Origin of the sequence: Streptomyces tendae, from assembly GCF_008632955.1 — a bacterium.
In the GTDB taxonomy this organism is placed as follows: domain Bacteria; phylum Actinomycetota; class Actinomycetes; order Streptomycetales; family Streptomycetaceae; genus Streptomyces.
Map to the genome: position 1 here is coordinate 873,514 of NZ_CP043959.1, position 15,073 is coordinate 888,586.

12 protein-coding genes are annotated in these 15,073 nt (G+C 74.9%); 7 read left to right on the forward strand and 5 right to left on the reverse strand.

Features of this window, described 5'->3' with window-relative positions; genetic code table 11:
• The first annotated feature begins 6 nt into the window (after window positions 1–6).
• The gene (gene leuE, locus F3L20_RS04205; RefSeq protein WP_150152303.1) at window positions 7–657 is read left to right on the forward strand and encodes a leucine efflux protein LeuE; all 651 of its coding nucleotides are present in this window, start codon (window positions 7–9) and stop codon (window positions 655–657) included.
• Between the two features lie 160 nt (window positions 658–817).
• On the opposite strand, the gene F3L20_RS04210 is transcribed toward leuE, so the two are convergent.
• The gene (locus F3L20_RS04210) at window positions 818–2,218 is read right to left on the reverse strand and encodes an FAD-dependent oxidoreductase (protein ID WP_150152305.1); all 1,401 of its coding nucleotides are present in this window, start codon (window positions 2,216–2,218) and stop codon (window positions 818–820) included.
• A gap of 64 nt (window positions 2,219–2,282) precedes the next feature.
• Here F3L20_RS04210 and F3L20_RS04215 point away from each other — a divergent pair, with 64 nt between their 5' ends.
• Window positions 2,283–2,933 (forward strand): TetR/AcrR family transcriptional regulator C-terminal domain-containing protein, encoded by a 651-nt coding sequence (locus F3L20_RS04215; protein WP_150152307.1) that lies wholly within the window; start codon window positions 2,283–2,285, stop codon window positions 2,931–2,933.
• 31 nt (window positions 2,934–2,964) lie between these two features.
• Here the strand turns inward: F3L20_RS04215 and F3L20_RS04220 are convergent, their stop codons facing one another.
• From F3L20_RS04220 to F3L20_RS04240, 4 genes are all read right to left on the reverse strand, one after another.
• Window positions 2,965–4,311, reverse strand: coding sequence for a polysialyltransferase family glycosyltransferase (locus tag F3L20_RS04220; RefSeq protein WP_150152309.1), 1,347 nt, complete (start codon window positions 4,309–4,311; stop codon window positions 2,965–2,967).
• A 3-nt stretch (window positions 4,312–4,314) separates the two neighbouring features.
• On the reverse strand, window positions 4,315–5,280 hold the full coding sequence (locus F3L20_RS04225) for a glycosyltransferase family 2 protein (RefSeq protein WP_150152311.1): 966 nt from the start codon (window positions 5,278–5,280) through the stop codon (window positions 4,315–4,317).
• 753 nt (window positions 5,281–6,033) lie between these two features.
• A complete protein-coding gene (locus tag F3L20_RS04235) occupies window positions 6,034–7,521 on the reverse strand; it encodes an alpha-2,8-polysialyltransferase family protein (RefSeq protein WP_240810833.1) in 1,488 nt (495 codons plus the stop codon).
• The gene (locus tag F3L20_RS04240; protein ID WP_150152313.1) at window positions 7,521–8,510 is read right to left on the reverse strand and encodes a glycosyltransferase family 2 protein; all 990 of its coding nucleotides are present in this window, start codon (window positions 8,508–8,510) and stop codon (window positions 7,521–7,523) included. Before F3L20_RS04240 ends, F3L20_RS04235 begins: the two co-directional genes overlap by 1 nt.
• 198 nt (window positions 8,511–8,708) lie before the next feature.
• On the opposite strand from F3L20_RS04240, the gene F3L20_RS04245 reads away from it, so the two are divergent.
• The 5 genes from F3L20_RS04245 (at window position 8,709) to F3L20_RS04265 (ending at window position 14,901) form a co-directional block, all read left to right on the forward strand.
• Entirely contained in the window at window positions 8,709–10,016 is a 1,308-nt protein-coding gene (locus F3L20_RS04245) for a DUF6716 putative glycosyltransferase (protein WP_150152315.1), read from the forward strand.
• A 32-nt stretch (window positions 10,017–10,048) separates the two neighbouring features.
• Window positions 10,049–11,269: an N-acylneuraminate cytidylyltransferase gene (locus tag F3L20_RS04250; RefSeq protein ID WP_150152317.1), complete on the forward strand. Its 1,221-nt coding sequence runs from the start codon at window positions 10,049–10,051 to the stop codon at window positions 11,267–11,269.
• A 13-nt stretch (window positions 11,270–11,282) separates the two neighbouring features.
• The gene (locus tag F3L20_RS04255) at window positions 11,283–12,221 is read left to right on the forward strand and encodes an N-acetylneuraminate synthase family protein (protein WP_145827052.1); all 939 of its coding nucleotides are present in this window, start codon (window positions 11,283–11,285) and stop codon (window positions 12,219–12,221) included.
• A gap of 42 nt (window positions 12,222–12,263) precedes the next feature.
• A complete protein-coding gene (locus F3L20_RS04260; protein WP_150152319.1) occupies window positions 12,264–13,367 on the forward strand; it encodes a hypothetical protein in 1,104 nt (367 codons plus the stop codon).
• Between the two features lie 304 nt (window positions 13,368–13,671).
• Window positions 13,672–14,901, forward strand: a complete 1,230-nt coding sequence (locus F3L20_RS04265) for an amidohydrolase (RefSeq protein WP_150157215.1) — start codon at window positions 13,672–13,674, stop codon at window positions 14,899–14,901.
• Window positions 14,902–15,073 lie beyond the last annotated feature (172 nt).

Here is a 15,073-nt window from a genome sequence, read left to right on the forward strand (position 1 = left end):
CTTGCCATGTTCGGTGTCGTCGACCTTCCCACCTACCTGGCGGGCCTGGCCCTGATCATCCTGCTGCCGGGCCCCAACTCGCTGTACGTCCTGTCCGTCGCCGCCCGCCGCGGGGTGCGCTCCGGCTACACGGCCGCCGCCGGCGTCTGGTGCGGGGACGCCGTCCTGATGACGCTGTCGGCCGCCGGGGTCGCCTCCCTGCTCCAGGCCAACGCCGTGCTGTTCGGCATCGTGAAGTACGCCGGCGCCGGCTATCTGGCCTGGCTGGCCGTCGGGATGCTGCGCGCCGCGTGGGGCATGTGGCGCACCCGCCGGGAGGAGAGCGTGCGGGAGGCTCCCGCCGCCGAGGCGGCCGGTGAGCGTCCCTTCCGCCGGGCGCTGGTCGTCAGCCTGCTCAACCCGAAGGCGATCCTGTTCTTCATCGCCTTCTTCGTGCAGTTCGTCGACCCGGCCTACGCCTACCCGGCGCTGTCCTTCGTGGTCCTCGGCGCCTTCGCCCAGATCGCCAGCGTGCTCTACCTCAGCGCGCTGATCTTCAGCGGCACCCGGCTGGCCGCCGCCTTCCGCCGCCGTCGCCGGCTGTCGGCGGGCGCCACCTCGGCGGCGGGCGCCCTGTTCCTGGGCTTCGCGGCGAAGCTGTCGACGGCGAGCGCGTAAGGCCCGTCCGGCGGATCATGCCGAGGACGCGGGGTCCGGCACGCCCTCCCGCGCCCCGGGTGGACCTCCGGCCTGTCGGCTCCCTCCTCCTCGCGGCCGGACGCACCGGACCTGCTCACCGGGGCGCCGGACCGTCCGGGGCCGTGACCCGGACGGTCCGTCAGTGCCGTCCGGGCCGGGCGAGGTAGGCGCCGAGCCCGTCCGGGGTGTCCCCGGCCCAGCCCACGTAGCCGTCCGGGCGGACCAGGAACAGGCCCGTGCCGTACGTCCGATGGGAGGGACCGCGCACCAGCCGGACGCCCGCGGGCGGTTCCGGGACGTCCGTGCCCAGCGCCAGCAGGGACCAGTGCGGCCCCCGGAAGGCGTCGAAGAGGCGCACGCCGTCCACCCTGCCGTCCGGCGCCCGGTCGCCCGCGCGCACCGGGCCGGGCTCCGTACGCGTCTCGGCACTGAGCGAGGACTCCCGGTACCCCAGGTCCAGTTGCAGGGTGGCGCCGCCGCGCTTCGCCTCGCCCCGGTGGATGCGGGTGGACAGGCCGAGCATCGCCGCGGCGACCGTCCGCCGCTCCTCCTCGTAGCTGTCGAGCAGGGACGCGTCGGCCCCGCCGGACAGCACCGCGTCCAGCTTCCAGCCCAGGTTGTAGGCGTCCTGGACGCTGGTGTTGAGGCCCTGACCGCCGGCCGGGGAGTGCACGTGGGCGGCGTCGCCCGCGAGGAACACGCGGCCCACCCGGAACCGGTCGGCGAGCGCGGCACGCGGCCGGAAGTCGGAGGCCCACAGCACCTCGGTCACGTCCTCGGCGGCGAGATGCGTGCGGGCGGCCACGACCCGCCGTACGGCCTCGGGGGAGAGGTCCACCCGCGTGCCCTCGGTGAACCGGGCGACCAGCTGGAAGTCGTCCGTCCCGGCGAGCGGGCAGAGGGTGAGGAACTCGTCCTCGCCCTCGCGGGGCGGGAACAGATGCCACCAGTCCCGGTCCAGGCCGCTGATCCGCACGTCCGCCACCAGCATCGGCAGCGGGTCGACCGCCTCGCCGGTCAGGGCGGTGCCGACCGCCCGGCGCACCGCCGACCGTCCCCCGTCCGTGGCGACCAGGTAGCGGGCGCGCAGCGGCGGGCCGGCGGCGAAGTGGGCGGTCACGCCCTCCTCGTCCTGGGTGACGCCGGTGACCTCGCGGCCGAAGGCGACCTTGCCGCCGAGTTCCTCCAGCCGGTCGCGCAGGAGCCGCTGGGTGCGCCACTGCGGCACCATCCAGCCCTCGTACGGCGCCTCCTCGGTGGGCTCCACCGGCTCCATCAGGCGGTGCTCACCCAGCTGCCTGCCGTCGCGCCAGAGCATCTGGCGCGGGTAGCGGCCGCCGCCCGCCCGGATCCTGTCCAGCACGCCGAGGTCGTCGAAGACCTCCATGGTGCGCGGCTGGAGCCCTTTGCCGCGCGACCCGGGGAACAGGCCGTCCGCCCGCTCCACGATCAGGGCCGGCACACCGCGCCGGGCCAGGTCGATGCCGAGCGTCAGGCCGGTCGGCCCCGCGCCCGCGATCAGCACATGGGTGTCGCTCATGACCACTCTCCTTAACGATGTTAAGTGCCCCGAGCGTCTCCCTAACGGTGTTAAGTTGTCAAGCGTGAACACGGAACGACGCGCCCCGCTGGACCGCCGACGGGTCGCCGACACGGCACTGACCCTGTTGAACGAGGTCGGCCTCGACGGCCTGACGCTGCGCGCCATCGCCAGGGAACTGGACGTCAAGGCACCCGCCCTGTACTGGCACTTCAAGGACAAGCAGGCGCTGCTCGACGAGATGGCGACCGAGATGTTCCGCCGCATGACCGACGGGATCGAGCTCGACCCGGACGACAGCTGGCAGGAGCGGCTGCTCCGGAGCAACCGGGTGCTGCGCCGGACCCTGCTCGCCTACCGCGACGGCGCCAAGATGTTCGGCGGCACCCGCTTCACGGGGCTCGAACACGCCGAGCAGCAGGAGGCCAACCTGCGCCTGCTCACGTCCGCCGGCCTCACCCTCACCCAGGCGGCACGGGCGCTGCAGACGACGTTCCTCTACACGCTCGGCTTCGTGGCCGAGGAGCAGGGCGTGGAGCCGCGCCCGGGGGAGCGCCGCGAGGGCTTCGACGTCGAGGCCCGCGCCCGGCTGATGGCCGGCCATCCCCTCGCCGCCGAGGCCGGAGCGGCCCTCTTCGGCGACTACGAGGAACACTTCGAGGAGGGCCTCGCCCTGGTCGTCGCCGGGATCGAGGCCCGCTACGGGGTGCGGTGAACCGGACCGGACGGTGGACCGGGCCGCCCCGTCACCCCTTCCCGGTACGGCGGACCGCCCGGCCCACCTTCCGCCGGGCGCGCGCCGCGCGGACCCGGGCCCGGGTGCCGGGGCTGCTGCCGGGCAGGCCCAGCTCGGCCAGGCGCAGGGCGGGGAAGTAGCCGGCGGGGCTGTCGGCGAGACGCTCGCGCAGCCACTCCTCGGCCGGCTCGCGCAGCGCCGGATAGGTGCGGGGCTGCATGCAGAAGCCCGTCGTCCGCACCAGCGGCGCCAGGCTTTCCGGCGCCGCGCCCAGCACGGCCGGCGTCTCGTCCCGCTCCAGGTCGGGCACCAGGTGGTCGACCAGCACCAGCGGGACCCGGTTGCTGTTCTGGTACGGCCGCAGCCGGTCCAGCACCAGCCCCGTCCCCACCCGCGCCACGGGCACACCGTAGTAGGCGGACGCGGTGACCATCGCCGTGGAGAAGCAGCCGACGACGAGCTCGGGCCGGGCGTGGTGGTACAGCGTCTCCGCGAGCAGCGGCGCGTCCAGGACGGTGAGCCGCACACCCGCGTCCGCCGCCGCCTTCGCCAGCACCGCCGAGTAGCCGGCCGGAGCCGTCGGATGGGGCTTGAACAGCACCGACCGGTGCCCGGCGCGCACCGCCCCGGTGAGCATGCGGACGTGCAGGTCCTCCTCCTCGGCGGCGGTCAGGATGCCCAGCGCCGCGAGGTACTGGCCGAGCAGCACGGCGGTCGGCGCCTCCGTCCGCACGGGCGCGAGGAGCGGGTCGTCCGCCGCGTCCCGGGCGACCTCGTCCAGTACCGCGCGGAACGCCTCGTCCGGCACGATCACCGGCTCCACGCCGTACTCGGACAGCAGCAGCGGCCGCAGACCGGGGACCAGGTCGAGGTGGAGCAGCCGCCGTACCCGGCTCGCGACGGTCAGCGGCAGCCTCTCCCGGGTGGGGCCGTAGCTCATCAGGCCGTCCGCGTACACGTCGACGGCGCTCTCGGAGAAGATCGCCGTCAGCGCGCGCGCCGGGTTGGCCTGGACCGACTCGACGGCCAGCTCGACCGTGTCCCGCTCCTCGATGCCCCACAGCAGCCGGAACGCCCGCTGCCACAGCACCGTGTCGTTCCCGCGCGGCCCCCAGGCGCTCGGGTGGTACGGGCTGATCGCCTCGTTCCAGCTCACCACCTCGTCGAACCGGCCGGCGAGCGGGCCGTGGCCGCGCATCTCGTCCAGGCGCAGCGCCGTCTCCGGCACGGCGGCGTTCTGCGAGACCAGCAGCAGACGCCGGGAGCGCTCGCGCGGCCCGAACAGGCCCGCGTCCAGCGCCGCGGCCAGCGTGGCCGCTCCGTACAGCGTGGAGACCTGGAAGATCTGGGTGTGCATGGGTCAGGCAGCCTTCCGCCCGTCGCGCAGGCGGCCGAGCAGCCTGCCCCGGGTGCTGTCGATGGTGGCGAGGGTCCGGTCGAGCTCCCGCTCGGGCATGCGGTGCAGCGCGGCCCGCGCCTCGTGGCGCAGCCGCCGGGCCGCCGCGGGCTCGTAGTCGTGTGCCTTGCCGACGTGGAACGCGATCATGGCGCAGTAGGTGCGGACCGCCTTGAGCAGGAAGCGGTCCGCCTCCGGGTCGTCGCGGACCTCCCGCAGCAGGGCGTCGTAGGCCGGGATGAAGTCCAGCTGGCGTTCGTCCCTGACCTGGGTGAGGGAGGTGGCCACCCCGCGCCGGTAGAACACGCCGTGCAGGCCCAGCGAGGCGTACGTCCGGGCCCGCAGGTGCAGCCGCCAGATCCACAGCCGGTCCTCGGCGGTGCGCAGTTCGGTGGCGAAGCGCAGGCCGCCGTCCTCGAACAGGTGCCGGCGGTAGACCCCCGCCCAGACGAACGGGTAGTCCACCATCGTCTCGGTGTCGGCGGGGGCGATCCCGTCGCGCGGGTCCATCACCGCGTGGCGCACCCGGGCCGGGGGCCGCTTCACCACCCGGTCGGTGCCGGTGGCCTGCACATGGTCGGTGCGGGCGAAGTCGCAGCCCAGCTCGTCCATGGCCCGCATCAGCCCGGCGAGATGGCCCGGCCCGTACCAGTCGTCCCCGTCGAGGAACGTGAGGTACTCGCCGCCGGCCGCGTCGATGCCGGAGTTGCGGGCCTGCGCTATCCCCCGGTTGGTGTCGTGCCGGATCACCCGCGCGCCCGGGAGCCGCTCCGCCCACCGGTCGACCACCTCGGTGGTGGCGTCCGTGGAGCAGTCGTCGACGAGCAGGAACTCGACGTCCGGGCCCGCGTTGCGGGCGAGACTGCGCAGCGTGGTCTCCGCGAACGCCTCCACGTTGTGCAGGGCGACGACGACGGACAGCTTGGGCACGTGGACCTCTTTCTCGCGGGTACGGGGCGCGGCGCCCCTGCTGTCCGGCACGGCGGGGCCGTCGGGCGGCGCGGCGGGCGGCGGCCCGGGCCGACGGCCGGGTGCGGCGGGCGCACGCGGCCCCGGAGGCCGAATGTGCCCCAGCACGGCGGTCCGCCGGTGGCGTCCGGGTGGACACCCGGTGAACAGTCCCCTGCCAACAGCCGACCCGGCGCGGGGCGTTCGTACTCCGACCCCGCCCGGGCGCCCGTACCCGAGCCCGGGGCCCGGCCCCGGCGCACCTGAACGGTTCGGCCCTGCCGGACGCGGGCCCCCGCCCGGCGCCGTGCCGGCCGGCGGGGACCTCCCTTCCCGCCGTGCGCGGGCCGCTCCCGCGCGGTGAGGAGGGAGGAGGAGTGCCGTAGGGCTGCGAGGACCTGGCTGCCGCCGCCGGCCGCCGGCTGCCGACGCCGTCGTGTTCGGGCCGACCGGGTGCGGGGCGGCGGACCGGGGGCTCGACGGCAGGAGCGGGACGGGGGGCGGCACGCCGGGCGCGCATCCGCTGTCGGGCCCCGCCGTGGGTCCGTGGGGCCCCTGGGGTGCTCGCCCACCCCACGGTGGCGGGCGAGGAGCGGGGTGGGGGGCGGCCCGCCAGGCCCGCCCGGCGCGGATGCCGCTGTCCGGGCCCGCCGTGGGTCCGTGGGGCCCCTGGGGTGCTCGCCCACCCCCCCCGGGGGCGGCGGGCCCCTCACGGATGCCGCCGCGTGGTGCGCGTCAGCCCCCTACAACCTTCCGCACCGCCCGCACCCTCCGCACCACCCGCCGGGCGGCCCGGGTGCGCGGCAGGAACGCCAGCCCCTTCGGCACACCCCCGGGCAGTCCCAGCGAGGTGAGCCGCCCGCGGGGGAACCACCGCCGGTCCCGCGCCCGCGCGCCGAGGTACCGCTCGGCGACGCCCCTCAGCGCGGGGTGCACCCGCGGCCGCATGGTGAAGGAGAGCGCGGCCAGCAGCTCACCCAGCTCGGCACGCACCGGTGCCTGCCCGGCGCCGTCCCGCGCGTCCGGCGGTGCCTTCCCGTCGCCGTGCCGCGCACGCGCCGGAGCGTCGCCGTCACCCCCTTCCGTGGCCGACGGCACGCCCCCACCGCCCCGCTCCGCACCCGTCGGCGCCTTCTCACCGGGCAACGTGTCCCCGCCCGCCCCGGGCGCCGTCGAGCCGTCCTCGGGCCCCGCCCCCGGCAGTACCGCCTCCGCCAGCACCAGCGCCACCCGGTGCGGGTGGTCGTACGGCGTGAGCCGGGCCAGCAGGCGTTCCGTGCCGACCCGGGCCACCGGGAGGCCGTACAGCGCCGACGCCGTGAACAGCGCGGCCGACGAGCAGCCGACGACCAGGGCCGGGCGGGACGCCTGGAGCAGCAGCTCGGCGGGGACGGGGGAGTCCGGGACGGTGAGGTCCACCCCCAGCCGCTCCGCCTCCGCCCGCAGCGCGCCGCCGTGCCCCGTCCCGGCCGCGGGGTGCGGTGCGAACACCACCCGGCGGTGACCGCGCCCGGCCGCCGCCCGCAGCATCTCCCCGTGCAGGGCGTCCTCCCCGCCCTCCGCGCCGGCGCCGAGCGCGGCCAGGCTCTCCCCGACGACCAGCGCCGCCCCCTCCGGCACCACCGCCGCCGCCGGGCCTATCTCACCGGCCACGGCCCGGTAGGCGTCCGCCGGGACCACCCGGGCCGGCACCCCGAACTCGCCCAGCAGCAGGGGCTCCAGACCCGGCACCAGGTCCAGGTGCAGCACCTGCCGTACGCGCGTGCCGATCAGCGGGTCGAGCTTGCCCCGGGTGGGCCCGTAGTCCGCCGGACCGCCCACGCAGACGTGCAGCGGCGCCCCGGTGAACACCCGCGCCACCGCCAGGGCGGGCGGGACGTCCGGGGAACCGAGCACCAGCTCCACCCGGTCGTCGCCGAGCCCCCACAGCCGCCGGACGTGCCGCTCCAGGAGCGGCACGTCCTCCGCGCGGGGTGTCCAGGCCGCCGGGTGGAACGGCCGGACGGTCTCGTTCCAGGACAGCACCGCGTCGAAGCGGGCGCGCAGCCGGCCGAAGCCGGGCACCTCGTCCCACGCCGGTGCCGCCTCCGGCACCGGGGAGTCGTCGCACACCAGCAGCACCCGGCGTTCCGCGTCCGGGAGCCGTCCGGCCTCGACCGCGGCCACCATGGTGACCACCGCCGACGGTCCGGAGGCACAGAAGATCTGCGTCCTCGCCGCCATCACGCGGCCTCCTTCCCCACGCGGAGCGGCGCCCGCCGCAGCCTCCGCAGCCGAGCCGCCCGTCGCGGGTCCATCGAGTCCAGCACCCCGTCCAGCACGTCCCGCGGCAGCCTCCGCAGCGCCGCCGCGCACGTCGCCCGCAGCCGCGCGGCCACCGCCGGCTCGAACTTGTCCTGCTCGGCCAGGTGGTGGGCGATCACCGCGCAGTACGTCCGCACCGCCTTGGGCAGCAACCGGGCCGCGTCCCGGTCCGCCGCCGTCTCCGCGACCACCCGGTCGAAGGCGCGGACGAAGTCCAGTTGCCGCTCGTCCCCGATCCGGGTGAGGGAGGAGGCGACGCCCTTGCGGTAGAACACCCCGAGCAACCCCACCACGGCGAACGACTCGGCCTCCCGGTGCAGCCGCCAGATCCACGGCCGGTCCTCGGCGGTGCGCAGCCCTTCCGGGAAGTGCAGCAACCCCCGTTCCAGCAGCCGCCGGTGGTACACACCCGCCCACGCCTGCGGGTAGTCCACCGCGGTCGTCCGGTCGGCGGGCAGGATCGCCCCGCGCGGGTCCAGCACCTCGTCCCGCAGTCCCACGGGCACCCGGTGCACGGTCCGGGCGCGGCCGGTGACCCGTACGTGGTCGGTGCGCAGGAAGTCGCACCCCGACTCCTCGGCCGCCGCGACCAGCCGGGGCAGATACCCCGGGGCGAACCAGTCGTCGCCGTCCAGGAAGGCCAGGTACTCGCCGCGTGCCGCGTCCAGGCCGGTGTTGCGGGCGGTGGCGATCCCGCCGTTGCGGTCACGGCGGATGTGACGCACCCGCGCGACATGGGCCAGCTCCCCGGCCGCCCGCTCGACGATCACCGGGGTGTCGTCCCGTGAACCGTCGTCGACCAGGACGAACTCGAAATCGCTCCGGGCATTCTCCCGCAGACTTCTGAGCGCGTCCGGCGCGTATCGCTGGACATTGTGAAAGGGGACGATCACGGAAAGCTTCGGCACCCGTAAAACATTAGGAGACCGCCCGGCGGGCTTTCTTTCCACCGGTCGTACGGACCGTGAACTCCGTGTGTCGGTCCGGTGGACCGCGCCTACCTCGGGAGTTCTCGCGGGCCGGTTCGGTTCTCCGTGGGGTGCTGTTAACTTTTCGTTGAGGCACGGTTGGGCCGTTGGCGGAATTCGCTTCCTAACGTCTTCGGCGTGCCAGCAAGTGCAACGAAGCCCCTCAGGGTGGCGGTCCTCGCGGATTCCGACACCCGGTGGAAATGGGGCACGCTCACCGCGAAACGCGTCGCGCCGCGCGACATCCGCCTGGACGGATATCTGCTGCGGGGCCGCGCGACCCCCACCGCCCGCCAGCTCGGCGAGGTCGGCGTCCGCGCGGACTCCCTGCGGGAGGTCACCGCGGCCGGGTTCCTGCGCGCCATGCGCGAGGAGCCGTACGACGTTCTCGTGCTCGCGCTGGTCGGCGGCGGGGTGCAGGCGATGCTGCACGGGCTGCGACGCGTGTGGGAGGACCGGCCCGACCGGCCCGTGGTGGTCACCGGTTACGTCGGCGTCGTCTACGAGAAGCTCACCGACGGTCTGCTGCTGCGTCACGGCGCCGACCTGGTGCTGGCCAACTCCCGCCAGGACGCGGAGCGTTTCCGCGCCGTGTACGAGGGGGTGGGCGCCGACGCCGGCGCGGTCACGGAGGTCGCGCTGCCGTTCCTCGGGGGCGAGCCCCACACCGGCGAGCACGAGCCTCGCACGGTCGTCTTCGCCGCCCAGCCCTCCGTGCCGGAGACCCGCACGGACCGTACGTACCTGCTGGACCGCCTGGTGCGGCACGCCCGCCTCCACCCGGAGCGCGAGGTGCTGCTGAAGCTGCGCTCCCGGCCCGGCGAACACACCACGCACATCGAGGAGCTGCCTTACCAGAAGCTGGCCCGCGGCCTCGACCTGCCCGCCAACTTCCGCCTGGTGTACGGGCACATGGGCGAGGTCCTGGACCGCACCGACCTTCTCGTCACCGTCAGCTCGACGGCCGCCCTGGAGGCGCTGCACCGGCGCGTGCCGACCGCCGTCCTCACCGACCTCGGCGTCCGCGAGGCGCTCGGCAACCACCACTTCACGGGCTCCGGCTGCCTCGCCTCCTGGGACCAGCTCGACGCCGGACACCGCCCGGTGCCCGACCCGCGCTGGCTGACCCGGCAGGGCGTCGCGGCCGACGGTTCGTACGCGACCGCCTTCGACACCGCCCGCGCCCGCATCGCCGACCTGCTCGACGCACCCGGCGGACTCCCGCCGCTCGCCCCGTACTACACACCCGTCACCGCGCCCGGCTATCTGCCCGGCGTCCTCGCCCGCCACCACCTGGCCCCCGACGGGACACCGCTGCCCGGCGCGCCCGACGCCGGCCGGGAGCCCGGTCCGGTCCGCCGGATCGTGCGCCGCACGGCACGCGGCGCCTACCGCCACGGCGTGCAGCGCGTGGCCCCCGTGATCCGCCGCATGGGCGAGCTGTGACCGCGCCCGCCCTTCATCGAGGAGCTGACCCCATGCCCGACTCTCCGGCCGTACGCCGGGTGCTCGCCGTGATACCCGCCCGCGGCGGCTCCAAGGGAGTACCCGCGAAGAACCTCGCCCCCGTCGGCGGCGTGCCCCTGGTGGCCCGCGCCGTGCGCGAGTGCCGCGCCGCGCGGTACGTCACGGACGTGGTCGTCTCCACCGACGACGCGGCCGTCGCGCAGGCCGCGCGGCAGGCGGGCGCCGAGGTCGTGCTGCGGCCCGCCGATCTCGCCGGGGACACCGCCACCTCCGAGGCGGCCGTGCTGCACGCCCTGGACGCCCACGAGGCGCTGCACGGCGCCCGGACCGACGTCGTCCTGCTCGTGCAGTGCACCAGCCCCTTCCTCACCCGCGAGGACGTCGACGGGGTGGCCGCCGCGGTCGCCCACGGCGGCGCCGACACGGCGGTGACGGTAGCCCCGTTCCACGGCTTCGTCTGGCGCGACACCGGTGCCAGGACGGCCGGGGAAGGCGACGGCCACGGCGTCAACCACGACAAGGCCGTCCGCCCCCGCCGCCAGGACCGCCCCCAGGACTTCCTGGAGACCGGCGCCGCCTACGCCATGGACGCCGCGGGCTTCCGCACACACGGCCACCGCTTCTTCGGCCGCACCGAACTGGTCCGCACCGACCCGGCACGCGTCCTGGAGATCGACGACCCGCACGACCTCGCCCGGGCCCGTGCCCTCGCCCCCCTCCTCGACACGGGCCGGACCGGCCTGCCGACCGCCGCCGACATCGACGCGGTGGTCCTCGACTTCGACGGCACCCAGACCGACGACCGGGTGCTGATCGACGCGGACGGACGGGAGTTCGTCTCCGTGCACCGCGGCGACGGCCTCGGCGTCGCCGCACTGCGCCGCAGCGGCCTGAAGCTGCTGATCCTGTCCACCGAGCAGAACCCGGTCGTCGCCGCCCGCGCGCGCAAGCTGAAGCTCCCCGTGCTGCACGGCATCGACCGCAAGGACCTCGCCCTCAAGCAGTGGTGCGAGGAGGAGGGCATCGCGCCCGAGCGCGTGCTGTACGTCGGCAACGACGTCAACGACCTCCCCTGCTTCTCCCTCGTCGGCTGGCCCGTGGCCGTCGCGAGCGCCCACGACGCCGTGCGCGGCGCCGCCCGCGCCGTCACCACCCTGCGCGGCGGTGACGGCGCGATCCGAGAGATCGCCGGCTGGATCCTCGGTCCCTCTCTCGATTCCCACCCCCAGTAAGGAAATCCTGGTCATGAGCACCAACTCCCGCATCCGCACCCTCGGTTCGCGCGAGGCCGGCCCCGGCCGTCCCGTCTACGTCACCGGCGAGATCGGCATCAACCACAACGGCGACATCGAGAACGCGTTCAAGCTCATCGACGCCGCCGCGGAAGCCGGCTGCGACGCCGTCAAGTTCCAGAAGCGCACCCCGGAGATCTGCACCCCGCGCGACCAGTGGGACATCGAGCGCGACACCCCCTGGGGCCGGATGACGTACATCGACTACCGCCACCGCGTGGAGTTCGGCGAGGACGAGTACCGCCAGATCGACGCCTACTGCAAGGAGAAGGGCATCGACTGGTTCGCCTCCCCGTGGGACACCGAGGCCGTCGCCTTCCTGGAGAAGTTCGACGTGCCCGCCCACAAGGTCGCCTCCGCCTCCCTCACCGACGACGAGCTGCTGCGCGAACTTCGCGCCACCGGCCGCACGGTCATCCTGTCCACCGGCATGTCCACCCCGAAGCAGATCCGGCACGCGGTGGAGGTGCTGGGCAGCGACAACATCCTGCTCTGCCACGCCACCTCCACCTACCCGGCGAAGGCCGAGGAGCTGAACCTGCGGGTCATCAACACCCTGCAGCAGGAGTACCCGAACGTTCCGATCGGCTACTCCGGCCACGAGACGGGCCTGCAGACCACCCTCGCGGCCGTCGCCCTCGGCGCCGTCTTCGTCGAGCGGCACATCACCCTCGACCGCGCCATGTGGGGCTCCGACCAGGCAGCCTCCGTCGAACCGCAGGGCCTGGCCCGCCTGGTGCGCGACATCCGCACCATCGAGGCGTCCCTCGGCGACGGCGTGAAGAAGGTCTACGACTCCGAGCTCGGCCCGATGAAGAAGCTGCGCCGCGTGGCCGGTGCCGTCGCCGAGGCGGAGATCGCCACGGCCGCCGGCGAGCCCGTGGCCGTCTGACCCGCCCCCCACCCACCCCTACGACGGGACGGTCGTACGTCGATGAGCCCCCGCGCCGGCCGGACCGGCCCCCGCACCCTCGCCTTCGTCGAGAGCCCGGTGCAGCTGCTCAACGTGCTGGAGTGGGCGCACGCGCACGCGCCCGGCGCGGGACTCGACCTCGTGGTGCTGTCCCCGGTCGACCCGATGACCCGCGGCCAGCTGCGCAGGATGGCGGAGCTGGCCCGCGAGGAGGGCCACGAGATCCGCTGGGAGGAGGCGCGCGGGGGAGCGGGCGCCCCGCTGCGCACCATCGGCGGACTGGCCGTGCCGCTGCGCCGGGCCGGACGGGTCGTCCTCGGTGACCCGTTCTCCCGGTACGTGCAGCTGCTGCTGACCATCACCCGCGCCCCCGACGTGGTGGTCGTCGACGACGGCACGGCCACCATGGAGTTCGCCGGCCAGCTGGCCCGGGGCGAGCGCCTGGTGCGCTGGCACCGCAAGGGCGGCCGCCCCGGCCCCCGCGACCTGTTCCTCGCCCCCGTCTCCGCCGCCGCCCGGCGCCGGCTCACCCCCGGCGCGGGACGCACGGTGGAGGTCTTCACCTCCATGCCGATGGCGGACGTCCCGTCCGGTGTCACCGTCCGCACCCACACCTTCGCCTGGACCCGGGACCGCTTCGGACCGCCGCGCGTCACCCGGGGCGCCGACCTGGTGGGCACGTCCCTGGTGGAGACCGGTGTGGTGGACGCCGACGCCTACGTGGCCGCCGTCCGCTCCCTGGCCCGGACGCACGGCGCCCGGCGCTACTTCGCGCACCGCCGCGAGACCACCGAGAAGCTGCACCGGCTGGCGGTGGAGACCGGCCTGGAGATCGTCCGCCCGGAACTGCCCCTGGAACTGGTCGCCCGCCGCGGCCCCGTGGGCCGTACGGTCGTCAGCTTCCCCTCCACGGTCGTCCACACCCTGCCCCTCGCCCTGGCCGGGACCGGCGTGGAGGTGGCGGTGTGCGACATCGACCCCGCCTGGCTCACCGCGCACGCCTCCCCGCGCGCCCGCGGCTTCCTCGCCGACGTCACGAGCACCGCGAAGGACGTCCACCGGCTGCGCTCCGTCCCCGCGCCCCGCCCCGCCGGCCCGACGGCGGCCCGCCTCCGCACGAGCTGAACCGCGCGGACACACCCGGACGGCGCCCGGGTGTCCGCCAGATGAACCGCTCAGCGTGGGTTGGGCCGAGCGTGGTAACCGTGGAGGAACGGAAGGTGCCGACGCCGGCGCCGCGGCTGTGACCGACCTCATGGCCCGGCAGGCCGAGAGCTCCTACCCTCCCAAAAAGGCGGTGAGTGTACCCATCTCGCTGAACGGCTATGCGTAGGGCAGCCGGATTTTCTCCCTCCAACGGGCTGATTTTTCTTGATCAGGGGTCAGTGGACGGCTCCGGCGCCCTACTCTTCAAAGGGTGAAGCCACTGATGTCACTGGAGTCCGAGATCGATCTCCCCGGGGGAGCTGTGCTCCCCGGCGCGCTGCCCGAGGCCCTGCGCGCCGAACTCGTGGCGTTCCGGCGAGACCTCCACATGCACCCGGAGCTGGGCAACCAGGAGTTCCGTACCACCGCCGCGATCAAGGAACGCCTCCAGCGAGCGGGACTGCGCCCCCGGGTGCTCTCCGGCGGCACCGGCCTGGTCTGTGACATCGGGACCGACGACGAGGCAGGCACCGACTCGGCGATGCTCGCCCTGCGCGCCGACATCGACGCCCTCCCCATCCCCGACATGAAGACCGGCTGCGCCTACCGGTCCACCGTGCCCGACCGCGCCCACGCCTGCGGTCACGACGTGCACACCACCGTGGTCCTCGGCACCGGCCTGGTGCTGGCCGAACTGCACCGCCAGGGCCTGCTGCCCCGCCCGGTCCGGCTGATCTTCCAGCCCGCCGAGGAGGTGCTGCCCGGCGGCGCCGCCGACGCCATCGCCGACGGCGCGCTGGAGGGCGTCGGCCGGATCCTCGCCGTGCACTGCGACCCCCGGGTCGACGCGGGGAGGATCGGGCTGCGCCAGGGCCCCATCACCTCCGCCTGCGACCGGCTGGAGATCGCCCTCGACGGCCCCGGCGGGCACACCGCCCGCCCGCACCTGACCACCGACCTGGTCACCGCCGCCGCCCGGGTCGTCACCGACGTGCCCGCGCTGGTCGGCCGCCGGGTCGACAGCCGCAGCGGGCTCGCCGTCACCTGGGGCCGGGTCGAGTCCGGCCACGCGCCCAACGTCATCCCGCAGCACGCCGAACTCTCCGGCACCGTGCGCTGCCTGGACCTGGAGACCTGGCGGCAGGCGCCCGACCTGGTGGTCGCGGCCATCGACGAGGTGGCCAACCTGCACCGGGCCAAGTCGGAGATCAACTACGTGCGCGGCGTCCCGCCCGTCGTCAACGAGGCCGGGGCCACCGAGCTGCTGCGCGACGCGATGATCGCGCGGCGCGGGGTGGAGTCCGTCGAGGGAACCGAACAGAGCCTGGGAGGCGAGGACTTCTCCTGGTACCTGGAGCGCGTCCCCGGCGCCATGGCCCGCCTCGGCGTCCGCACCCCCGGCGAGCGCACCGTGCGCGACCTGCACCAGGGCGACTTCGACGTGGACGAGCACGCGATCACGGTGGGCGTGGAGCTCTTCACCGCCGCGGCCTTCCTGGACGCCCTGCGGTAGAGGCGTACGCGTGGTGAGGGCGGCCGTGTCCCCGGTGGACGCGGCCGCCCTCACCTGTGTCACCTGCCCCGCGCACCCCGGTTGCGGCGCGGTCCTGCGGGAGGCAGCGTGGGCGGCGTGCAGACGCGTATGCCCGATTCGCTCCCCTGCGACCCCCTGGTTCACAAGGGCG